The sequence below is a fragment of the Streptomyces rubradiris genome, assembly GCF_016860525.1.
Lineage (GTDB): Bacteria > Actinomycetota > Actinomycetes > Streptomycetales > Streptomycetaceae > Streptomyces > Streptomyces rubradiris.
In genome coordinates this window covers 2,560,745-2,582,608 of the sequence record NZ_BNEA01000015.1, presented here as the reverse complement: position 1 = coordinate 2,582,608, position 21,864 = coordinate 2,560,745, and the positions used below count along the sequence as shown (strand labels likewise).

At 71.2% G+C, this 21,864-nt stretch carries 20 protein-coding genes and 2 riboswitches; of the genes, 11 read left to right on the top strand and 9 right to left on the bottom strand.

The annotated features are described in order from the left end of the window. Nucleotides 1–16 precede the first annotated feature (16 nt). From Srubr_RS24510 to gcvT, 7 genes are all read right to left on the bottom strand, one after another. Complete coding sequence (locus Srubr_RS24510) at nt 17–1,048, bottom strand: Ca2+-dependent phosphoinositide-specific phospholipase C (RefSeq protein ID WP_189998440.1); 1,032 nt, start codon at nt 1,046–1,048, stop codon at nt 17–19. A 53-nt stretch (nt 1,049–1,101) separates the two neighbouring features. Then, on the bottom strand, nt 1,102–2,244 hold the full coding sequence (locus Srubr_RS24505) for a WD40 repeat domain-containing protein (RefSeq protein ID WP_189998438.1): 1,143 nt from the start codon (nt 2,242–2,244) through the stop codon (nt 1,102–1,104). Further along, nucleotides 2,231–2,638 (bottom strand): hypothetical protein, encoded by a 408-nt coding sequence (locus Srubr_RS24500; RefSeq protein WP_189756669.1) that lies wholly within the window; start codon nt 2,636–2,638, stop codon nt 2,231–2,233. The genes Srubr_RS24505 and Srubr_RS24500 overlap by 14 nt, the downstream gene beginning before the upstream one ends. Nucleotides 2,639–2,708: 70 nt before the next feature. Then, on the bottom strand, nt 2,709–4,076 hold the full coding sequence (locus tag Srubr_RS24495; RefSeq protein ID WP_189998436.1) for an L-serine ammonia-lyase: 1,368 nt from the start codon (nt 4,074–4,076) through the stop codon (nt 2,709–2,711). 103 nt (nt 4,077–4,179) lie between these two features. Beyond that, a complete protein-coding gene (gene glyA / locus Srubr_RS24490; RefSeq protein WP_189998434.1) occupies nt 4,180–5,445 on the bottom strand; it encodes a serine hydroxymethyltransferase in 1,266 nt (421 codons plus the stop codon). Nucleotides 5,446–5,459: 14 nt separating this feature from the next. Continuing rightward, complete coding sequence (gene gcvH, locus Srubr_RS24485; RefSeq protein ID WP_189998432.1) at nt 5,460–5,837, bottom strand: glycine cleavage system protein GcvH; 378 nt, start codon at nt 5,835–5,837, stop codon at nt 5,460–5,462. Nucleotides 5,838–5,974: 137 nt separating this feature from the next. Continuing rightward, nucleotides 5,975–7,093, bottom strand: a complete 1,119-nt coding sequence (gcvT, locus tag Srubr_RS24480) for a glycine cleavage system aminomethyltransferase GcvT (RefSeq protein WP_189998431.1) — start codon at nt 7,091–7,093, stop codon at nt 5,975–5,977. A 41-nt stretch (nt 7,094–7,134) separates the two neighbouring features. Next, nucleotides 7,135–7,248: riboswitch (glycine riboswitch) on the bottom strand. Beyond that, nucleotides 7,249–7,353, bottom strand: a riboswitch (glycine riboswitch). A 177-nt stretch (nt 7,354–7,530) separates the two neighbouring features. Between gcvT and Srubr_RS24475 the strand changes: the two genes are divergently transcribed. The 10 genes from Srubr_RS24475 to Srubr_RS24430 all read left to right on the top strand — a co-directional run bounded on the left by Srubr_RS24475 (nt 7,531) and on the right by Srubr_RS24430 (nt 19,059). Continuing rightward, nucleotides 7,531–8,199 (top strand): AAA family ATPase, encoded by a 669-nt coding sequence (locus Srubr_RS24475; RefSeq protein ID WP_189998429.1) that lies wholly within the window; start codon nt 7,531–7,533, stop codon nt 8,197–8,199. Between the two features lie 66 nt (nt 8,200–8,265). After that, nucleotides 8,266–9,045 (top strand): enhanced serine sensitivity protein SseB, encoded by a 780-nt coding sequence (locus Srubr_RS24470; protein WP_189998427.1) that lies wholly within the window; start codon nt 8,266–8,268, stop codon nt 9,043–9,045. A gap of 198 nt (nt 9,046–9,243) precedes the next feature. Further along, complete coding sequence (locus Srubr_RS24465; RefSeq protein ID WP_189998488.1) at nt 9,244–10,035, top strand: enhanced serine sensitivity protein SseB C-terminal domain-containing protein; 792 nt, start codon at nt 9,244–9,246, stop codon at nt 10,033–10,035. Nucleotides 10,036–10,384: 349 nt separating this feature from the next. Next, the gene (locus Srubr_RS24460) at nt 10,385–11,383 is read left to right on the top strand and encodes an ABC transporter permease (protein WP_189998425.1); all 999 of its coding nucleotides are present in this window, start codon (nt 10,385–10,387) and stop codon (nt 11,381–11,383) included. Nucleotides 11,384–11,439: 56 nt separating this feature from the next. Beyond that, entirely contained in the window at nt 11,440–13,191 is a 1,752-nt protein-coding gene (locus tag Srubr_RS24455) for an ABC transporter substrate-binding protein (RefSeq protein WP_455569595.1), read from the top strand. A gap of 72 nt (nt 13,192–13,263) precedes the next feature. Continuing rightward, entirely contained in the window at nt 13,264–14,271 is a 1,008-nt protein-coding gene (locus tag Srubr_RS24450; protein ID WP_189998421.1) for an ABC transporter permease, read from the top strand. Continuing rightward, nucleotides 14,268–15,359, top strand: a complete 1,092-nt coding sequence (locus tag Srubr_RS24445) for an ABC transporter ATP-binding protein (protein WP_189998419.1) — start codon at nt 14,268–14,270, stop codon at nt 15,357–15,359. Before Srubr_RS24450 ends, Srubr_RS24445 begins: the two co-directional genes overlap by 4 nt. Continuing rightward, nucleotides 15,356–16,864 (top strand): ABC transporter ATP-binding protein, encoded by a 1,509-nt coding sequence (locus Srubr_RS24440; protein ID WP_189998417.1) that lies wholly within the window; start codon nt 15,356–15,358, stop codon nt 16,862–16,864. The genes Srubr_RS24445 and Srubr_RS24440 overlap by 4 nt, the downstream gene beginning before the upstream one ends. Before the next feature lie 97 nt (nt 16,865–16,961). Next, nucleotides 16,962–18,353, top strand: a complete 1,392-nt coding sequence (locus Srubr_RS24435) for a M1 family metallopeptidase (protein WP_189998415.1) — start codon at nt 16,962–16,964, stop codon at nt 18,351–18,353. Between the two features lie 46 nt (nt 18,354–18,399). Continuing rightward, entirely contained in the window at nt 18,400–19,059 is a 660-nt protein-coding gene (locus Srubr_RS24430) for a trimeric intracellular cation channel family protein (protein ID WP_189998413.1), read from the top strand. Here Srubr_RS24430 and Srubr_RS24425 read toward each other — a convergent pair. Continuing rightward, nucleotides 18,968–20,218, bottom strand: coding sequence for an alpha/beta hydrolase (locus Srubr_RS24425; RefSeq protein ID WP_189998411.1), 1,251 nt, complete (start codon nt 20,216–20,218; stop codon nt 18,968–18,970). The genes Srubr_RS24430 and Srubr_RS24425 overlap by 92 nt on opposite strands. A 148-nt stretch (nt 20,219–20,366) precedes the next feature. Between Srubr_RS24425 and Srubr_RS24420 the strand changes: the two genes are divergently transcribed. Next, nucleotides 20,367–21,227 carry a thioesterase family protein gene (locus Srubr_RS24420; protein ID WP_189998408.1) on the top strand — a complete coding sequence of 287 codons (861 nt, stop codon included), beginning with the start codon at nt 20,367–20,369 and terminating at the stop codon, nt 21,225–21,227. On the opposite strand, the gene Srubr_RS24415 is transcribed toward Srubr_RS24420, so the two are convergent. Beyond that, nucleotides 21,214–21,795 carry a TIGR03086 family metal-binding protein gene (locus Srubr_RS24415; RefSeq protein ID WP_189998407.1) on the bottom strand — a complete coding sequence of 194 codons (582 nt, stop codon included), beginning with the start codon at nt 21,793–21,795 and terminating at the stop codon, nt 21,214–21,216. The two genes, Srubr_RS24420 and Srubr_RS24415, sit on opposite strands and share 14 nt — an antisense overlap. Between the last annotated feature and the right edge of the window lie 69 nt (nt 21,796–21,864).

Sequence of the window (21,864 nt, the reverse complement as noted above, 5' to 3'; positions counted from 1 at the left end):
CCCGTGGCCGGAACATTCAGCCGCGGGCGGTCACCGAACCGAGTACGGACGCGGACTTCGCCGACCAGTCCGAAGTGATCAGGCTCGCATGGCCCTTGGCCAACAGCGCGAGCCGGGCGGCGACTTCGGCGTCCGTGGGGTTGGTGGAGGAGATCGCCGGGGACACGTTGTGGGCGTCGGTGGCGATCAGTATGTAGTGGTTCGCGGCGTAGAACGAGGTGTCGTAGCCGTTGTCGGCATAGGCCGCCGCGTCGCCGTCGAAGAACACGAACCAGGGCCGGATCGAGGCGTCGTAGCGGCTGGCGCGCGGGTCGCCGTTCGCCGCGCCCAGCACGGCGGGGAAGGCCTGGGCAGCGGAGATGTTCCCGGCCGCGGACAGGTCGCGCAGGTGGTCGCCGTACTCCTCGTCCGTCCAGTAGCTGTCGAACGGGTTGGCCTGCTCCACCGTGCCGGGGATCAGGTCGAGGAGGAACTTGCCCTTCATCGCGTCCCGGGCCGGCCAGGCGTCGGCCCTCGCCGCCGCGTCCAGCGTGGCATGGGTGCCACCGAGCAGATCCGCCGGTTTGTAGACGTCGCCGCCCAGCTTCTGTGCGACGAGCGTGTCGAACTCGTCCGGGCCCATGCCCGCCTTGTCGTTGAAGCCGACCTTCATCTCCACCTTGACGACGATCGGCGGATGGTCGGGGTGGAGCCGGTTCCAGGCGGCCATGTTGTCCAGACAGCTGCCGAGGTCCTGGTTACGGCTCTTGCTGTACAGCTCGCTCGGCGTCTTGGCGGCCTCGCAGTTGTTGTCGTTGCCCAGCGGGTTGCTGTGGCTGACCCGCCAGCGGTGGCTGATGCTGTCGACGTACACGTCCAGTTCCAGCAGCGAGGCGCCGGAGTCCAACGCCTGCGCGAAGTACGGGTACTTGTCCTTCTCGTAGGCGTTGTGCGTGCCGATGGCCGTCGTCGCGGAGAACTTCGGTGACGCCGCCTGGGCGTTCACCGGTGCCCCCGCCAGCACCGCGGCGGCCCCCACGAGCGCCACCAGCCCTCTCACCCCACGCATGACCGAACTCCCTTTCGCCGACGCCGAGTTGGCGGCAGCCTAAGGTTGATCGGTTACTGCGCGGTAGCCCCTGGAGGAACATCAGCCTCCGCAGCCGGCGAGCGCCACCACAGGCTGGCCGTCCCGTCGGCCCCCACGGTGGCCACCAGCCGGGCGTCCGGGCTGAAGGCGAGCGCGGTGACGCGCTCGGCCCCGTCACCGAGCGGACGGCCCAGCGGGCGGGGCCGCGCACGGTCGGTGACGTCCCACAGCCGCACGGTCCGCGCGGAGTCGACGGTCGCCAGCAGCCGGGCGTCGGGACTGAAGGCGAGCGCGGTCGTGCGCCCCCCCGGGCCGCCGAAGGCGGGCCCCGCCGCCTCGGGGTGCCGCAGATCCGACACGTCCCACAGCCGCACCGACCCCTCGGCACCCGCGACGGCGAGGGTGCGGCCGTCGGCGGAGAACTGGGCGGCGGCGACGGCCTGGCGCAGCCGGCTCAGGGTGGTCGGCCGCGGCGGCCGGCCCGTGTCCAGGCGCAGCTCCGCCAGCCGGGCGGGGCCGGTCGTGCCCGAGTCGGCGAGGACGACCCGGTCCCGGCCCGCCGCCACCGCCTTCACCTCCATCGGGGCACCGTCGACGGACCACCGGGTCACCCCCGAGCCGACGGCGAGCGCCCGCACGTCCGCCCCCCCGGCCGCCACCAGCGTGCGGCCGTCCGGACTCGTCGTGACGGCCGTCACCCGGCGCACGCCCGCCGGGACCGGGACCCGTTCGGGATGTCCGGGGTCCGCCACGTCCCAGGTGCTGGCCGAGGTCCGGGTGACCGTCACCAGCAGCCGGCCGTCCGGGGTGAACGCCAGCGCCTCGGCCCGCCCGCGCGGACCGAGCCGCCCGGCGGCGGCCAGGCTCCAGTGCTCCGGTCCGGGCGGCTGGGCCTGCCCCGGCGCCACCCCCCGCCAGGGGCCGGGCAGCACCGCGGCGGCCGTCAGACACGTCAGGGCGACCAGCCAGGCGGTGAGCAGGCCCGGAAACCACCGGCCCCGGGACCCCAGCCGGTGCCGCGCCGGGACCGGAGCCGCCGCCGGCGGCACCGGGCGCGTCCCCAGGGCGGCGATCAGCCGCGTGCCGGGGCCCGCGTGCCGCACCGGCGGCAAGTCGGCAGGGCGGACGGCCAGCGCCAGCACCAGACGGCCGAGCGCGCTGTCAGCTCGCAGCACTGGACCCCCTCGGCTGCGACAGCGCCTCTTCGGCATCCGCGCCGGCCTGCCGGGCGGTGGGCAGCGGGGGCTCGGGCTGCTGACCCGCGCCCGCGCCGGTGATCGGGATCGCCTGGAAGAACTTCGCCACGACCAGCGGGGTGGTCACCCCCACGGCGAACGCGGCGGTCGCGTTCGGCAGCTGACCGGAGTTCCCCAGCGCCGCGGTGAGACCGAACCCGGCGAACAGCCGCAGCCCGATGGCCACCAGCATCACCGGCCGGTCGGCACGGGTGCGCCAGGGCCAGCGCCAGCGGCTGCGCGGACCCGTCGGACGCATCAGCGCCGAGAGGTTGAGCGCTTCGGCCACACTGCTGCCGAGCAGTCCCCACAGCGCGGGGTACAGGTCGATCACGCCAGGAATCGTAGCGCCGAGTGACGCGAAAAAAGCTATTTGTGACGGTGTGGTCGGAAATCGTACCGGTTCAGCACTCGATGATGTTGACCGCCAGGCCGCCCCGGGCCGTCTCCTTGTACTTCACGCTCATGTCGGCGCCGGTGTCCTTCATGGTCTTGATGACCTTGTCCAGGGACACCTTGTGGGAGCCGTCGCCGCGCATCGCCATCTTCGCGGCCGTGACCGCCTTCACCGCGGCCATGCCGTTGCGCTCGATGCACGGGATCTGGACCAGGCCGCCGACCGGGTCGCAGGTCAGGCCCAGGTTGTGCTCCATGCCGATCTCGGCCGCGTTCTCCACCTGCTCCGGGGAGCCGCCGAGCACCTCGGCGAGCGCGCCCGCCGCCATGGAGCAGGCGGAGCCCACCTCGCCCTGGCAGCCGACCTCGGCGCCGGAGATGGAGGCGTTCTCCTTGAAGAGCATGCCGATCGCGCCGGCGGCGAGCAGGAAGCGGACCACGCCGTCCTCGTCCGCGCCCGGCACGAAGTTGATGTAGTAGTGCAGCACCGCCGGGATGATGCCGGCCGCGCCGTTGGTGGGGGCCGTCACCACCCGGCCGCCGGCCGCGTTCTCCTCGTTCACCGCCATGGCGTAGAGCGTGATCCACTCCATGGCGTGCGCCAGCGGGTCGCCCTCGGCGCGCAGCTGGCGGGCCGAGACGGCCGCGCGGCGGCGCACCTTCAGCCCGCCCGGCAGGATGCCCTCCCGGGACATGCCGCGCTGGACGCACTCGCGCATCACCCGCCAGATCTCCAGCAGGCCCGCGCGGATCTCCTCCTCGGTGCGCCAGGCCCGCTCGTTCTCCAGCATCAGCGAGGAGATCGACAGGCCCGTCTCCTTCGTCAGGCGCAGCAGCTCGTCACCCGTGCGGAACGGGTACTTCAGGACCGTGTCGTCCAGCACGATCCGGTCCGCGCCCACCGCGTCCTCGTCGACCACGAAACCGCCGCCGACCGAGTAGTACGTCTTCGTCACCAGCTCGGCGCCCGAGGCGTCGTACGCCCACAGGGTCATGCCGTTGGCGTGGTACGGCAGCGCCTTGCGGCGGTGCAGGACCAGATCGTCGTCGTAGGAGAACGGGATCTCGTGCTCGCCGAGCAGCGCTATCCGGCCCGCCTGCCGGATCTTCTCCACCCGCTCGTCGGCCGTCTCCACGTCCACCGTGCGCGGCGAGGCGCCCTCCAGGCCGAGCAGCACCGCCTTCGGGGTGCCGTGGCCGTGGCCGGTCGCGCCGAGCGACCCGTACAGCTCGCAGCGCAGGGCGGCGACGGAGCCGAGCAGGCCCTCGTTGCGCAGCCGGCGGGCGAACATGCGCGCCGCGCGCATCGGGCCGACCGTGTGGGAGCTGGACGGGCCGATGCCGATCGAGAACAGGTCGAAGACCGAGATGGCCACGGGGGACTCCTCAATACGGGGGTGGTGCGAAGGGGCGGTACAGGGGCGCGGGCACCGCGCACGCCGGTACTCCCAGTGTGCGCGGTGCCCCGCGAAACGTGACTTACTTGCTCAGACCCGGGTACAGCGGGTGCTTGTCGGCGAGCGCCTTGACGCGCGCCTTGAGCGCCTCGGCGTCGTACGACGGCTTCAGCGTCTCGGCGATCACGTCCGCGACCTCGGCGAAGTCCTCGGCCGTGAAACCGCGCGTGGCCAGCGCCGGGGTGCCGATGCGCAGCCCCGAGGTGACCATCGGCGGGCGCGGGTCGTTCGGGACGGCGTTGCGGTTGACCGTGATGCCGACCTCGTGCAGCCGGTCCTCGGCCTGCTGCCCGTCCAGCTCGCTCGCGCGCAGGTCCACCAGGATCAGGTGCACGTCCGTGCCGCCGGACAGCACGTTCACCCCGGCCTCGCGCACATCGGCCGCGGTCAGCCGCTCGGCGAGGATGCGGGCGCCCTCCACCGTACGGCGCTGGCGCTCCTTGAAGTCCTCGCCCGCCGCGACCTTGAAGGACACCGCCTTGGCCGCGATCACGTGCTCCAGCGGACCGCCCTGGAAGCCCGGGAAGACGGAGGAGTTCAGCTTCTTCGCGAAGTCCTTCTTCGCGAGGATGATGCCGCCGCGCGGGCCGCCGAGCGTCTTGTGGGTCGTGGAGGTGACCACGTCGGCGTACTCCACCGGGTTCGGGTGCAGACCGGCGGCGACCAGGCCGGCGAAGTGCGCCATGTCGACCCACAGGTACGCGCCGGTCTCGTCGGCGATCCGGCGGAACTGGGCGAAGTCCAGCTGCCGGGGGTACGCCGACCAGCCCGCGATGATCACCTTCGGGCGGTGCTCCTTGGCGAGCTTCTCCACCTCGGCCATGTCGACCAGGCCGGTCTCGGCGTCCACGTGGTAGGCGACCACGTTGAACTGCTTGCCGGAGAAGTTCAGCCGCATGCCGTGGGTGAGGTGGCCGCCGTGCGCCAGGTCCAGGCCGAGGATGGTGTCCCCGGGCTGGGCCAGCGCGAACAGGGCCGCCTGGTTCGCGGAGGCGCCGGAGTGGGGCTGCACATTGGCGTACTCGGCGCCGAACAGCTCCTTGACCCGGTCGATGGCGATCTGCTCGGCCACGTCGACGTGCTCGCAGCCGCCGTAGTAGCGACGGCCCGGGTAGCCCTCGGCGTACTTGTTGGTGAGGACCGAACCCTGCGCCTCCATCACCGCGAGCGGCGCGAAGTTCTCGGAGGCGATCATCTCCAGCGTCGACTGCTGGCGGCTCAGCTCGGCGTCGACCGCGGCGGCGATCTCCGGGTCCAGCTCGTGCAGGGGCGTGTTCAGGACAGTCATGGGGCTACGACTCCTCAGCCGGCGGTGAAGGCGGTGTACTCGTCGGCGGAGAGCAGCTCGGCCGGCTCCTCGGTGACGCGTACCTTGAACAGCCAGCCGCCCTCGAAGGGGGCCGAGTTCACCAGCGACGGGTCGTTGACGACGTCCTCGTTGACCTCGGTGACCTCACCGGTGACCGGCGAGTACAGGTCGGAGACCGACTTCGTGGACTCCAGCTCGCCGCAGGTCTCGCCCGCGGTCACCGTGGAGCCGGCCTCGGGGAGCTGGACGAAGACGACATCGCCGAGCGCGTTGGCCGCGTGCTCCGTGATGCCGACCGTCGAGACGCCGTCCTGGGCGTCCGACAGCCACTCGTGCTCCTTGCTGTAGCGCAGCTGCTGGGGGTTGCTCATGGCCTGAATTCTCCTGTACGCGCGGGAGTGGTGATGACGGGGGGACTGGGGAAACCGCTGGTGAGCGGGCGAATGTGCGCAGGCTCACGCGCCGCCCTCGGGCCGGGGTCCCGGGCCGGTGCGGGCGCGGGCGGCGGTTACTTCTGGCGCTTGTAGAACGGCAGCGCCACGACCTGGTACGGCTCGTGGGTGCCCCGGATGTCCACGCCGACGCCTTCGGTGCCCGGCGCGGCGTGCGCCGCGTCGACGTAGGCCATGGCGATCGGCTTGCCCAGGGTGGGGGAGGGGGCGCCCGAGGTGACCTCGCCGATCACCTCGCCGCCGGCCACCACGGCGTACCCGGCGCGCGGCACCCGGCGGCCCTCGGCGACCAGCCCGACCAGCACCCGGGGCGGGTTCTGCGCGGCCCGCCCGGCGGCCTCGGCCAGCGCCGCGCGGCCCACGAAGTCGCCCTCCTTGTCGAACTTGACCACGCGGCCCAGCCCGGCGTCGAAGGGGGTCAGGGAAGTGCTCAGCTCGTGCCCGTACAGCGGCATGCCCGCCTCCAGGCGCAGCGTGTCCCGGCAGGACAGCCCGCACGGGACCAGTCCGACGCCCTCGCCGGCCTCGGTGAGCGCCTGCCACAGCGCCACGGCGTGCTCCGGCTTCACGAACAGCTCGAAGCCGTCCTCGCCGGTGTACCCCGTACGGGCGATCAGCGCCGGGACGCCGGCGACCGTGCCGGGCAGCCCGGCGTAGTACTTCAGGCCGTCCAGGTCGGCGTCGGTGAGCGACTTCAGGATGCCGGGGGACTCGGGGCCCTGCACGGCGATCAGCGCGTAGGCGTCCCGGTCGTCGCGGACCTCGGCGGCGAAGCCGGCCGCGCGCTCGGTGAGGGCGTCCAGCACCACCTGGGCGTTGGAGGCGTTGGCCACGACCATGTACTCGGTCTCGGCCAGCCGGTAGACGATCAGGTCGTCCAGGATGCCGCCGTCGGCCTGGCAGATCATGGTGTAGCGGGCGCGGCCGACGCCGACCGAGGCGATGTTGCCGACCAGGGCGTGGTTCAGGAAGGCGGCGGCCTCGGCGCCGGTCACGGTGATCTCGCCCATGTGGGACAGGTCGAACAGACCGGCCCGGGTGCGCACGGCGAGGTGCTCGTCGCGCTCGGAGCCGTAGCGCAGGGGCATGTCCCAGCCGGCGAAGTCGGTCATCGTCGCGCCCAGCGAGCGGTGCACGGCGTCGAGCGCGGTATGACGGAGTTCGGTACTGCTCATCGGTCGGTCGTCTCCCAGGGCAAAGGACGGGCGAGGAACGTTCCTCCCCATCTGTCATCGGAACCTGAGAGGTTCGCCGCCACCGCCACGGGGACGATCACGGCTTGCACCTTGGGTGGAGCCGCCGGCGGCGGCGGCCCGCTTTTCAGATGTGCCTCGCCCGCGCGGTAACGGGGCCTGAGAGATTCAAGGGAGGGACTTGCTCCTTCGGCGCCCCAGGCGGCCCCGAGGGGGCCCGGGGACTCTCCCGCGCGGATTCAAACGGCCGGTATGCAGTTGGCGGGCTCATCATTGCACGCCACACCCCGGCCATCCAGAGCGTGCCGCTTGTGACCGACCTGTGGCCGTAAGCACACGAACCGCCGACCGTTCTCCATTACCTTCCCTTTACAGAGAACGGGCATGGGACCGATCGAGCCCTCGGGAGGACGATCACGGTGAACAGGACCTCGGCCTACGCCGCCCACGCCGGCCTCGCGGTGCCGGGACAGCCCGCCGCGGCGGTCCGCGAACGCGGCGCGGACCGCCCCGCGCCGGTCGTCCGCGACCTGCGCGACCGGGCCGGCCGCAGCCCGCACGCCCTGCTCTTCGGCCCCCGTGACCTGGTGGTCGTCACCGGCTTGCCCGGCAGTGGCAAGTCCACCCTGATGCGCCGCGCGGTCACCGGCGGCCGCGTCGACTCCCAGGACACCCGGGACCGCTGGCAGGCCCGCGTCCCCGGCTTCCTGCCGTACGCGCTCTACCGCCCCCTGGTCCGCCTCGCCCACTACGCCGGACTGTGCAGGGCCCTGCGCACCGGGGAGGGGCTTGTCGTGCACGACTGCGGCACCCAGCCGTGGGTGCGCGCCTGGCTGGCCCGCGCGGCCCGGCGCCGGGGCGGCACCCTGCACCTGCTCCTCCTCGACGTCAGCCCCGAGACCGCCCGGCAGGGCCAGCGCGAGCGCGGCCGGGGCGTCTCCCGCTACGCCTTCCGCCGCCACCGCCGCGCCACCGCCCGGCTGCTGCGCGCGGTGGAGAAGGGGCGGCTGCCGGGCGGCTGCGGTGCGGCGGTGCTGCTGGACCGGGACGCGGCGGACGTCCTCGCCCGCGTCGGCTTCACGCGGTGAGGCACTGTCAGCGCCACCCGCTAGCCTTCATGGTCACAGCAGTGGTTCCCAGCAGGCGGTAGGCACATGGACTTCCCGGCGGACTTCCCGGCACAGGCGCACCCGCACCCGCACGGCGGTTGGCCCGGCAACGAGCTGGAGGAGGTGTTGTCGGCCTCCCTCGGCATCCCCGCGGCGGGCGGCCGGATCGTCGAGGTCCTCGGCCGCAGCTTCCTGTGGATCCCGCTGCCGAACGGCGGGGGCCCGGACAGCGGCCCGCTGGACCTGCCGACGCTCGACATCGACGGCCAGGCGTACGTCCCGGTGTTCAGCTCCGAGGAACAGCTGCGCCAGGTGGCCGGCTCCCACATGTCGTACACCATCGCCCCGGCGGTGGAGTTCGCCCGCGGCCTGCCCCCGCAGGTGGGCATCGCCGTCAATCCCGAGGGCGTGGTCGGCATACCGCTGCCGCCCCAGGCCGTGGCCGAGCTGTGCCGGGTGGGCCGCACCCCGCTCGACGGCCCGGGCACCGGCGGCCGGGTGCGCCTCTTCGAGCCCGACTGGCAGGACGACCCGGTGGACTTCCTCGCCGCCGCCTCCGCCGAGTTCGCCGGGACCGGCGTGGTCCTCACCGCCCGCCGCTGCCTGGCCGCCGTCGAGACGGCCGACCCGGCGATGTTCGTGGGCGTCGAACTCTCCCAGTGGGAAGGCGACCTGCGCGCCCTCCCCCTCCAGGCCCTCGGCAAGGCCCTGGCCGAGGTCCCCGTCAAATGGCCGGTCAACCTGGTCCTGCTGGATGTAACGGACGACCCGGTGGCGACCTGGCTGAAGGCGAACGTCCGCCCGTTCTACACATCCGCCCACTGAACCGAGCCCCAAAGGGGCGCGGGGCTGTGTCCGATATGCGGCTCCGCCGCGGGGCGCGACAAGCCACAACGCACCCGCACACGCGTACGAACGCCAAGGTCCCGAGCTACTAGGCGCATAAGCTGTGCTCAAACGCCGGGTCACCAAAAAGAAGGGGCACACCAGGTGAGCGCGAGCCACAGCGGCAGCGTCGAGCACATGCTGCGCCAGGTCACGCCCGGACGCTACGACGCCTACGAGTCCTTGCTGCGCGCCCTCGCCACCCCCACCTCCGGCCAGGTCTTCATGCTCCTGTGGCACGGCCAGGCCGGCGCCCCGGACGCCCAGTACGGGACCATGGAGGTGGACGGCTTCCCCTACGCCCCCTGCGTGACCTCCGCCCAGGAGCTGTCGGCCAGCGGCTGGAACCGCTCCTACGAGGTGGCCGACGGCCTGGACGTGGCCCGCACCCTCTACCCCGACCACTACGGCCTCTGGCTCAACCCGCACGCGCCCGGCGGCGGCGTCGGCATCCCCTGGCCGGACCTGCGCCGCATCGCCACCGGTCTGGACCGCCAGCCCGCCGGCCCGTTGCGGCTGTCCGAACCCGGTATCGAGATCCCGCAGTTCTACGCCCTGCTCGCGCAGAACGCGCACCGCACCCCCGCGCTGCGCTCGCTGCGCCGCGCCTGGGTGCAGCCCGCGCTCGGGGCGCCCTACCTCGCCATCGGCCTGGACGTGTACGACACCTCGCCCGCCGCGGTCGACTCGGTGCGCGCCATGATGCAGCAGTCCATCGGCGCGGTCCCGGAGGGCCTGCCGGTCTCGACGGTCGCCATGACCGACGACCACGACCCGGTGGTGATGTGGATGCGGGCCAACGCGCGCCCCTTCTACGACCGTGAGGCGCACGCCCCGGTGCCCCCGCAGCAGCCCCCGCTCCAGGTGCCGGCCCCGCCGCAGGCGCCGGCCGGCGGCTACGGCTACCCGCCGGCGCGCAGCGGCTACTGAGCAACGAGGCGTGGTGGCAGGTTTGTTGACCGGCCCGCACAATGCACGGGAGCGGGACGCTTCTGCGCGCGTAGACATCGGTCGTACCTCCCGAACCGCGTAGATTCGCCGATCTGCCCCAACTGGCCCGCGTCCGAGGGCCGTTACCCACTGTTCGGATAACGGAATCCCCCGCACTGCATCACGGTTGCGCATACTTTCGCCGTCAGCTCTGGCGGGTGATCACAACGACGCTGAAGACTCGCGACTCAGACACGAGGCCGAGGCCACGTGTTCGATGGCAAGTCGACAAAGCCGCAATCCGCGGCAGGCGCAGGCCGGTCACCACCGGCGAGAGGGGTCGCTCACCGTGACCGCACCGATCGAGACCACCGGGGCGGCAGCCGAGACGCAGCCGGAGGCTGTGCTGGAGGGTGCCGGTAAGGGGCAGATCGAGGGTCGTTCCCTGGGCCAGATCGCCTGGTCCCGGTTCAAGAAGGACAAGGCCGCCGTCGCCGGCGGCGTCATCGTGATCCTGCTGATCCTCCTCGCCGTCCTCTCGCGCCCCATCCAGGCCCTGTTCGGCCTCGACCCCAACGCCTTCAACCAGGACCTGATCACCCCGGACACCTCGCTGCCCACGGGCAGTTGGGGCGGCATGAGCGCGGACCACCCGCTCGGCGTGGACCCGAAGTTCGGCCGGGACATCGCCACCCGCATCCTGGAGGGCTCCTGGGTGTCGCTGGTGGTCGCCTTCGGTGCCACCGTCCTGTCCAACGTCATCGGCGCGATCATGGGTGTCATCGCGGGCTACTACGGCGGCCGGGTGGACTCGATCATCAGCCGGCTGATGGACACCTTCCTCGCCTTCCCCCTCCTGCTCTTCGCGATCGCCATCTCCGCCACCCTCCAGGGCGGCGCGTTCGGCCTCAACGGCCTGCCGCTCCACCTGAGCGTGCTCATCTTCGTCATCGGCTTCTTCAACTGGCCGTATCTGGGCCGGATCGTGCGCGGCCAGACCCTCGCACTGCGCGAGCGCGAGTTCGTCGACGCGGCCCGGGGCATGGGCGCCAAGGCGCCGTACATCCTCTTCCGGGAACTGATGCCGAACCTGGTCGGCCCGATCATCGTCTACTCGACGCTGCTGATCCCGACCAACATCATCTTCGAGGCGTCGCTGAGCTTCCTCGGCGTCGGCATCCAGCCCCCGCAGGCGTCCTGGGGCGGCATGCTCCGCGAGGCGGTCACCTACTACCAGGTCGACCCCCAGTACATGATCGTCCCCGGCCTGGCCATCTTCGTCACCGTGCTGGCGTTCAACCTGCTCGGTGACGGTCTCCGCGACGCTCTCGACCCGCGCAGCCGCTGACGCCTGCCGCGGAGAGCCCGACAAGTTTTCAATCAATGGAGGGGAAAGCGCCCATCATGCGAAGGTCAGCGCTGGCCGCTATCGCGGCCATCGGCTCCGCCAGCCTGCTTCTTGCGGGTTGCAGCAAGGCCGATGACAACACCAACGAGAACGGCACCAAGTCGGCCGGGGCCAACGCCGCGACCAAGGGCGTCGTGAACGCGTCGGACAAGAAGGGTGGCACCGTCACCTACGAGATGTCCGACGTCCCGGACTCCTTCGACCCGGGCAACACGTACTACGCGTACATGTACAACCTCAGCCGGCTGTACGCCCGTCCGCTGATGACCTTCAAGCCGGGCCCCGGCGACGAGGGCAACACCCTGGTCCCGGACCTCGCGGCGACCAAGGGCCAGCCGAGCGACGGCGGCAAGACCTGGACGTACAAGCTGCGTCCGGGCCTGGAGTACGAGGACGGCACGCCGATCACCTCGAAGGACGTCAAGTACGCCGTCGAGCGCTCCAACTTCGCGCGTGACGTGCTCTCCCTCGGCCCGAACTACTTCCAGCAGTTCATGGCCGACGGCGACAAGTACAAGGGCCCGTACAAGGACAAGAGCGACAAGGGTCTGTCCTCCATCGAGACCCCGGACGACACCACGATCGTCTTCCACCTGAAGCAGGCCTTCCAGGAGTTCGACTACCTGGTCGCCACGCCGCAGACGGCTCCGGTGCCGAAGGCGAAGGACACCGGCGTCGACTACGTCAAGCACATCGTGTCCTCCGGCTCGTACAAGTTCCAGAGCTACGAGGACGGCAAGCAGGCCGTGCTCGTGCGCAACGAGAACTGGGACCCGAAGACCGACCCGCTGCGCAAGCAGCTCCCGGACAAGATCGTCGTCAAGCTGAAGGTCAACCCGGAGACCATCGACCAGGACGTCATGGCGGGCAACGCCATCGACCTGGTCGGCACCGGTGTCCAGGCCTCCACCCAGGCCGAGGTGCTGACCGACCCCGCCAAGAAGGCCAACACGGACAACACCTACGGTGGCCGTTCCGTCTACCTGGCGATCAACACCAAGCTGAAGCCGTTCGACAAGCCCGAGTGCCGCAAGGCCGTGCAGTACGCCATCGACAAGGTCTCGGTGCAGACCGCCGAGGGCGGCCCGGTCCGCGGTGAGATCGCCTCCACCGTCCTGCCCCCGGACATCCCGGGCTACGCCAAGGCCGACGCCTACGCCACCAAGGACAACAAGGGCGACATCGCCAAGGCCAAGGACCTGCTGAAGGACTGCGGCCAGACCTCGATCTCCACCAACATCACGGCCCGTTCGGACCGTCCGCAGGAGATCGACGCCGCCACGGCGATCATCAACTCGCTGAAGAAGGTCGGCATCAACGCCAGCCTCAAGCAGTACCCGTCGGGCAAGTACTTCACCGACTACGCGGGTGTGCCGAAGTTCATCCAGAAGCAGAACATCGGCCTGATGATGATGCAGTGGGGCGCCGACTGGCCCTCCGGCTACGGCTTCCTCCAGCAGATCCTGAACGGCAAGGCGATCAGCCAGTCCGGCAACACCAACCTGTCGCTGTACGACAGCAAGGAAGTCAACGACCTGCTGGGCAAGGCGATCGGCACCCAGGACACCGGCGAGCGCAACAGCCTCTACACCCAGATCGACAAGAAGACCATGGACGACGCCGTCCTCGTCCCGCTGACCTACTTCAAGGTCCTGCTGGGCCGTCCGCAGAACTACACCAACCTGGTTTCCACGGCGGCCTTCAGCGGTCAGTACGACTACCTCAACATCGGCGTCGCGTCGAAGTAGCAGCCCCGGAAGGCAGGTGAAGGCATTGGTGCCCGTGGGCCTCCCGGCCCGCGGGCACCAGCGCCGGCCCCCGTGATCTCGTACATCCTCCGCCGGACGTTCGCGGCAGTGATCCTGCTGCTGGTCGTCTCCGCGGTCACCTTCGCCATCTTCTTCCTGCTGCCGCGACTCGCCGGCCAGACGGCGGACCAGCTGGCACAGCAGTACATCGGCAAGAGCCCGTCGAAGGCGGACATCGCCGCGGTCAAGCACAACCTCGGTCTGGACCAGCCCGTCTACGTCCAGTACTGGCACTTCATCAAGGGGATCGTGGCCGGCGCCACGTACGACCTCGGCCCGACCACGGTGCGCTGCGACGCGCCGTGCTTCGGCTACTCCTTCAAGAACCACCAGGCGGTCTGGCCGGAGCTGACCTCCCGCATCCCGGTCACGGCCTCGCTGGCCGCGGGTGCCGCCGTGCTGTGGCTCCTGTCGGGTGTGGTGGTCGGCGTGATCTCCGCGCTGAAGCCGCGCTCGTTCTTCGACCGTCTCTTCATGGGCGTCGCGCTCGCCGGTGTCTCGCTGCCCATGTTCTTCACGGGCAAGCTGGCGCAGCTGCTCTTCACCGTCCAGATCCCGATCTTCGGGCGCACCTACGTCCCGCTCACGGAGAACCCGGCGCAGTGGGCCAACACCCTCTTCCTGGCCTGGTGCTCGCTCGCCCTGCTGTACTCCGCCATCTACGCCCGGCTGACCCGCTCGGGGATGCTGGAGACGATGAACGAGGACTTCATCCGCACGGCCCGGGCCAAGGGCCTGGTCGAGCGCAGAGTGGTGGTCAAGCACGGACTGCGCTCCGCGCTCACCCCGATCATCACCGTCTTCGGAATGGACCTCGGTCTGCTGCTCGGCGGCGCCGTGATCACCGAGTCCGTGTTCTCGCTGCACGGCATCGGCGAGTACGCGGTGCAGGGCATCACCGACAACGACCTGCCTAAGATTTTGGGCGTGACCCTGCTCGCCGCCTTCTTCGTCGTGATCGCAAACCTTGTGGTGGACGTGCTCTACGCCGCCGCCGACCCGCGGGTGAGGCTCTCGTGACCGAACTCTCCAAGACCGGTGCCACGGCGGGCGAGCCCGCAGCCGACCGGCGTCCCGAAGCCTTCCTGGAGGTCCGCGACCTCAAGGTGCACTTCCCGACCGACGACGGCGTGGTCAAGTCCGTCGACGGGGTCAGCTTCTCGCTGGAGAAGGGCAAGACCCTCGCCATCGTGGGCGAGTCCGGCTCCGGCAAGTCGGTGACCTCGCTGGCCATCATGGGCCTGCACCGGCTCGGCGCGCGCGGCAAGAACGTGCGGATGTCCGGCGAGATCTGGCTGGACGGCAAGGAACTGGTCTCCGCCTCCCCGGACGAGGTGCGCAAACTGCGCGGCCGGGAGATGGCGATGATCTTCCAGGACCCGCTGTCCGCGATGCACCCCTACTACAAGGTCGGCGACCAGATCGTCGAGGCCTACCGGGTGCACCACGACGTCAGCAAGAAGGTCGCCCGCGCTCGGGCCATCGAGATGCTCGACCGGGTCGGCATCCCCGAGCCCGCCAAGCGCGTCGACGGCTACCCGCACGAGTTCTCCGGCGGCATGCGCCAGCGTGCCATGATCGCCATGGCCCTGGTCAACAACCCCGAGCTGCTCATCGCGGACGAGCCGACCACCGCCCTCGACGTGACCGTCCAGGCGCAGATCCTCGACCTGATCCGCGACCTGCAGAAGGAGTTCGGCTCCGCGGTCATCATGATCACCCACGACCTCGGCGTGGTCGCCGAGATCGCCGACGAGGTCCTGGTGATGTACGGCGGCCGGTGCGTGGAGCGCGGTCCGGCCGGCGAGGTCTTCGAGCAGCCGCAGCACCCCTACACCTGGGGCCTGCTCGGCTCGATGCCCCGTATCGACCGCGAGACCTCCGAACGGCTCATCCCGGTCAAGGGCCAGCCGCCGAGCCTCATCAACGTCCCCTCGGGCTGCGCCTTCCACCCGCGCTGCCCGTACGCGGACATCCCCAAGGGGAACGTCACCCGCACGGTGCGCCCCGAGCTGGAGCAGGTGAGCACCGGGCACTGGTCCGCCTGTCACCTCCCGACCGAGGACCGCCAGCGGATCTGGACCGAAGAGATTGCGCCGAAGCTGTGAGTGAGACCAAGAAGACGGACGAGGCCGCGATCCCTCAGCAGACGTCGGCTTCCGAGGGCTCGGCGGACCGCGAGGTGCTGCTCCGGGTCGAGGGCCTGACGAAGCACTTCCCGATCAAGAAGGGCATCCTGCAGCGCCAGGTCGGCGCCGTGAAGGCCGTCGACGGCATCGACTTCGAGGTGCGCAAGGGCGAGACCCTGGGCGTGGTCGGCGAGTCGGGCTGCGGCAAGTCGACCATGGGCCGGGTCATCACCCGCCTCCAGGACCCGACCGGCGGGAAGATCACCTTCGAGGGCCAGGACATCACCCGGCTGAGCACCGGGCAGCTGCGCCCGCTGCGCCGCGACATCCAGATGATCTTCCAGGACCCGTACGGCTCCCTGAACCCCCGCCACACCATCGGCTCGATCGTCTCGGCGCCCTTCCGGCTCCAGGGCGTGGAGCCCGAGGGCGGGGTGAAGAAGGAGGTCCAGCGGCTCCTCTCCCTGGTCGGCCTCAGCCCCGAGCACTACAACCGCTACCCGCACGAGTTCTCCGGCGGTCAGCGCCAGCGCATCGGCATCGCCCGCGCGCTCGCCCTGAAGCCGAAGCTGGTGGTGGCGGACGAGCCGGTCTCCGCGCTGGACGTGTCGATCCAGGCGCAGGTCGTGAACCTGATGGACGACCTCCAGCAGGAGCTGGGCCTGACCTACGTGATCATCGCCCACGACCTGTCGGTGGTCCGGCACGTCTCGGACCGGATCGCGGTGATGTACCTCGGCAAGATCGTGGAGCTGGCCGACCGCACCTCGCTGTACGAGACGCCGATGCATCCGTACACCAAGGCGCTGATGTCGGCGGTGCCGGTGCCGGACCCGAAGCGCCGGGGGCAGAAGAACGAGCGCATCCTGCTGCGCGGCGACGTCCCGTCCCCGATCGCCCCGCCCTCCGGCTGCCGGTTCCACACCCGCTGCTGGAAGGCGACGGAGATCTGCCGGACGACCGAGCCGCAGCTCGTCGAGCTGAAGCCGGGCCAGCGGGTCGCCTGCCACCACCCGGAGAACTTCGCCGACCAGGCCCCGCAGGACACGGTCCTGCTGTCGGCGGCGAAGGCGGCGTCGGAGCTGGTCCCGGACGCGGTCGTCTCCGACGGTTCGGCGGAGCCGAAGCCGGCGGCGGAGGAGAGATCGGCGGGCGGGAAGGAGCCGGCGGCCGCGGAGAAGCCGGCGGCCGCGAAGGCACCTGCCGCGAAGGACACCGCTTCCGAGGCGACCGGCTCCGAGGAGGCTCCCGAGGCGACCGCTTCGGAGCCGGCCGGGGCCGCCGGGTCCGCCGAAGCCGTTTCCGAGGCCGCCGACACCGCCCCGGCCCCCGAAGCCGCCGAGGCCGCCGCGGCGGCGGAGCCGGCCGAGGAGAAGACCGGCCCGGGGGCGAAGTCCACGCCGAAGGCGACCGGGAGGACGAGCGGGAAGGCGCCCGGCAAGCCGTCGGCCGGGAGCGGCGCCGAGGAGTCGTCCGACAAGTAACGCATGACGACCAAGAAAGTCATGTACATGCCTGAACGGGAGAGTGCAGAGTCGTCCGTGTCCGACCACCGATCGGCACGCTCGAAAGGGACGATCCATGGCACTCTCCCGTTCGGCACGTCTCGGAGTCCTCGTCACCGCGGCGGCCTCCTTCCTGGCCATCGCCGCCTCCGCGCCCCCGACCCAGGGCGCCCCCGGCATCGGCGACCCCTACTTCCCGCGCCTCGGCAACGGTGGCTACGACGCCCGCCACTACGACCTGGACGTGGCCTACGCCCCCGGCACCGGCCGACTGGACGGCCGTACCACGCTCACCGCGCGCGCCACCCACACCCTCTCCTCCTTCGACCTCGACCTTCAGAAGCTGGAGATCACGCGGGTGGAGGTGAACGGCAGACGGGCGCGGTTCACCCGGGACGGCGACGAGGTCACCGTCACCCCGCGCCGGGCGCTGCCCAAGGGCCGTGACTTCACCGTCTCCGTCACCTACGGCGGCATACCCGAGCCCCTCGGCGGACCCATCGTCTTCGGCTCCGAGTACGGCTGGATGAAGACCCCCGACGGCGTCTTCGTCGCCTGCCAGCCCAACGCCGCCTCCACCTGGTTCCCCTCCAGCGACCACCCCGCCGACAAGGCCACCTACGACATCCGGATCAAGGCGCCCGAGGGCCTGACCGCGGTCTCCAACGGCCGGCTGGTGTCGACGTACGACAAGGGCGGCTCGACGTACACCCACTGGCGGGAGTCGAAGCCGATGGCGACCTACCTGGCCACCGCCACCATCGGGAAGTTCGACGTGCGCACCGGGCGGACCCCCGGCGGCATCCCGGTCTACGTGGCGATCGACCCCGCGCTGAAGAGCGCCGTGGACGTCGACGTCTACGGCGTCACCTCCGCCGTCACCGACTACTGGTCGCAGGTCTTCGGACCGTACCCCTTCGAGGAGACCGGTGCCATCGTGGACGACATGCCCAGGGCCGGGTTCTCGCTGGAGGTGCAGTCCAAGCCCGCGTACTCGGCGGTGCGCAACGAGACGACGATCGTGCACGAGCTGGCCCACCAGTGGTTCGGCGACTCGGTGAGCGTGGCGCGCTGGAACGACATCTGGCTCAACGAGGGCTTCGCCACCTACGCCCAGTGGCTGTGGGACGAGCACCAGGGCACCCGCTCCGCCCACGACGCCTTCCGCGCCGGATACGACTCCCGGCCCGCCGACTCCGCGTTCTGGCAGGTCAGGCCAGGCGCCCCGGAGCGGGACACCATGTTCGCCTCCGCCGTCTACCAGCGCGGTGCGATGACGCTCCAGATGCTGCGCGAGCGGATCGGCGACCCGGCCTTCTTCCGGCTGCTGCCCACCTGGACCAGGCTCCACCGGTACGGCAACGCCTCCACCGCCGACTTCGTCCGCCTCGCCGAGCGGGTCAGCGGGCGGCAGCTGGACGACCTCTTCGACACCTGGCTGTTCACAGCAGGGAAACCCGCCCTCTGACCTGGCTTTGTAAGGTTCAGCCGCGCTGGCAGTAGAGAATGTCAGGGTGCAGCTCGAGCAACTCTTCAGTCCCTCCGTCCAGCACACGCTCGATGTGATCGGGATCTTCGTGTTCGCGATCTCCGGCGCCCTGCTGGCCGTCCGGAAGAACTTCGACGTGTTCGGCATCGCCGTGCTCGCCGAGGTCACCGCGCTGGGCGGCGGACTGTTCCGGGACCTGGTCATCGGGGCCGTCCCCCCGGCGGCCTTCACGGACCTCGGGTACTTCGTCACCCCGCTGCTCGCCGCGCTCGTCGTCTTCTTCCTGCACCCGCACGTGGAGCGCATCCAGGCGGCGGTGCTCGTCTTCGACGCGGCCGGCCTCGGCCTGTTCTGCGTCAGCGGCACGACGAAGGCGTACAGCTACGGGCTCGGCCTGACCGCGTCGGCGACGCTGGGCCTGGCCACCGCCGTCGGCGGCGGTGTGCTGCGGGACGTGCTGGCCAACGAGGTGCCCTCGCTGCTGCGCTGGGACCGCGACCTGTACGCGGTCCCGGCGATCGTGGGCTCCGCGATGGTGGTGCTGTGCATCCGCTACGACATCCTCACCCCGCTCACCAGCGCCTTCGCCGCGCTCACGGCGTTCGTGCTGCGCCTGCTCGCGATGCGGTTCCACTGGCGGGCGCCGCGTGCGTGGAACCGGCGCTCGACGGTGACGGAGGAGTAGCGGCCCCGGCGGCGGAGGTGTCCCGCCCCGTGGCGTGGCCCTGGCCCATCTGGCGGGTCAGCCAGCGGAAGACGGTGGTGACCTGCGGGCGCCACAGCGCCATGGTGTGCCCGCCCGCGCTGCGCGGCAGGTGGACCACGCGCACGGTGGTGGGCGCCGCGGCGGCCGACTCCAGCGCCCTGCCCGCCTGGTAGCCGTCGCCGGACTGGCCGGAGAGGTACAGCGCGACCGGCGGCGGGGTGGCCGCCGCGCGCAGCAGCAGGTACGGGTTGTTCGCCGCGCGCAGGGCCGGGGTCCGGGCGGCGAGGGAGTCGCGCTCGCCGATCGGGTCGTTGTAGCCGGACATGCTCACCGCGGCCCGGTACCGGTCGGGGTGCGCCACGGCCAGCTTGACCGCGCAGTGCCCGCCCGCCGAGTACCCGGCCACCGCCCAGCCGCGCGGGGCGGGCTGGACCCGGAAGTTGTCCTTGACCATCTTGGGCACGTCGATGCTGAGCCAGCTGTCGGCGTTGACCCGGCCGGGGATGTTGGCGCAGCCGGTGTCCACGCCGGCCAGCAGACTGGTGCGCGGGGCGACCAGGACGAACGGCGCCACCCGGCCGTCGCGCATCAGCGGCAGCAGCTGCTCGGCGGCGCGCAGTGAGCCGAACCATGCCTTCGCCGAGCCCGGGTAGCCCGGCAGCAGCTCCACCACCGGGAACTCGTGGTGCCGGTAGGCCGGGTCGTCGTACTGCGGCGGCAGCCAGACGTAGACCTCGGCGTTCACCCCGGAGACGCGGCCCTTGAGCTGGGTGACGCGCACGGGGCCGGCCGCGCGCATGCCGGGTCCGCCGACGGGCCGGAAGGTCTGCCGGACCCTGGGCAGCCGCTGCACCGCGATGCCTCCGGTGCCGTCCCGTCCGAGGTCGGCGGCCCGCTGCACGTGGTCGCCGGTGCCGAGCAGGTCGCCCCAGTCGTCGTACAGGTTGTTCTGGTTGTTGACCAGCACGAAGACCAGCGTGACGGCCGTGACCTGGGCGAACAGCAGCATCAGTACGCGGGCCGCCGCCCGCAGCGGTCTGGGTCCGCGCATCCGTGACCACAGCGCGAGCGGCAGGACGAGGGCGACCACGGACAGCAGGACGGTGGTGCAGAGGAACGGAGTCCCGGTGAGGCTCATGTCCTCATAGAGGGGATTCCGGGGCGGTGGGTTGTGGACGTGTCCGGACACTTGCCGAGAAATTGCCCGATCTCCGCCGGGGGAAGAGTTCACCGGCCGCCCACAAGAAAAGCTACCGCTTAGTATTTACATGTTGTACCGTTCGCGCATGGCAGAAGCAGCTACCGTTCCCGCCTCGCCGGCCGCGATCGGCGACAGCGAGTTCGACCGCGACACCGCGGTCACCCGGCGCGAGCCCGGCGTCTACGACATCGACCTCTCGGCCGGCTGGACCATCATCAGCGCCGTCAACGGCGGCTATCTGCTGGCCGTGCTCGGCCGGGCGCTCGCGGACACCCTCCCGCACCCGGACCCCTTCTCCATCACCGCCCACTACCTGACCGCCTCGCGGCCCGGTCCGGCGGTCGTCCGCACCGAGACCGTCCGCACCGGCCGCACCCTCTCCACCGGCCAGGCCTCGCTCTTCCAGTACGACGACGAGGGCAACGAGGTCGAACGCATCCGCGTCCTCGCCTCCTACGGCGACCTCGCCGCCCTCCCCGACGACGTCCGTACGACGGCCACCCCGCCCCCGATCCCCCCGCTCCAGCGGTGCTTCGGTCCCGAGGACGGCCCGGCCCCGATCGACGGCAGCAACGCCATCGCCGACCGGCTGATGATCAAGCTGGACCCCGCCACCACCGGCTGGGCCCTCGGCACCCCCTCCGGCAAGGGCGAGATGCGCGCCTGGTTCGGCCTCGCCGACGGCCGCGACGCCGACCCGCTCTCCCTGCTCCTCGCGGTGGACGCCCTGCCGCCCACCGCCTTCGAGCTGGGCCTGAAGGGCTGGGTGCCGACCGTGGAACTCACCGTCCACGTGCGGCAGCGCCCGGCCCCCGGGCCGCTGCGGATCTCGATCACCACCCGCAACCTGGCCGGCGGCTTCCTGGAGGAGGACGCAGAGGTCTGGGACAGCGCGGACCGGCTGGTCGCGCAGTCCCGCCAGCTGGCCCGGGTCAGGCTCGGCTGAGCGGCACCCGTCCCAGCCAGGCCGCCAGCCGCTCGTAGGCACCGGCTCCCTCGGGGGCCGGCACCGGCGCGCCGAAGGGGCGGCCCTCCCTGGGCCCCTCCGGCAGCGCCTCCCGCGCGGTGGCCAGCGAGAACTCGGCCAGCTCCGGATCGAGCGGGAACGGCCGGCCGATCGCCTCGGACAGGTCCCAGGTGTGCGCCACGGTCTCCATGACGAACGCCGACAGGGCGGCCCGCCCGGGGATCTTCCCCCAGGGAACCGTCACCGACGACGCCATCCGCTCGTCGCTCTCCCACGCCTTCAGCGCCCGCTTCCGGGCCTCTTCGTAGGCCCCGGCCCAGCCGTCGTCGGGCACCTCGGGGGCGGTCACCGGCTCGCTGCGCTCCGTACCGGTCTCGCCGACGGCGGTGACTCCGCGGGTGCCGCCGACGATATGGCCGAGCAGCGCGCGCACGTCGTACTCGGCACACGGGGTGGGCGCGGACAGCTGATCGGGACGCACGGCCTCGACGAGCCGGGCCGCCTGGGCGGTGGCACGGGCGTACAGGGGGCGGGGATCGGTGGTCATGACGGCCTTCCTTCACAGCGGTGGCGGGTGCCCGCGGTGGCGGCGCGGGCGCCTGCGCGCCGGGTCCGC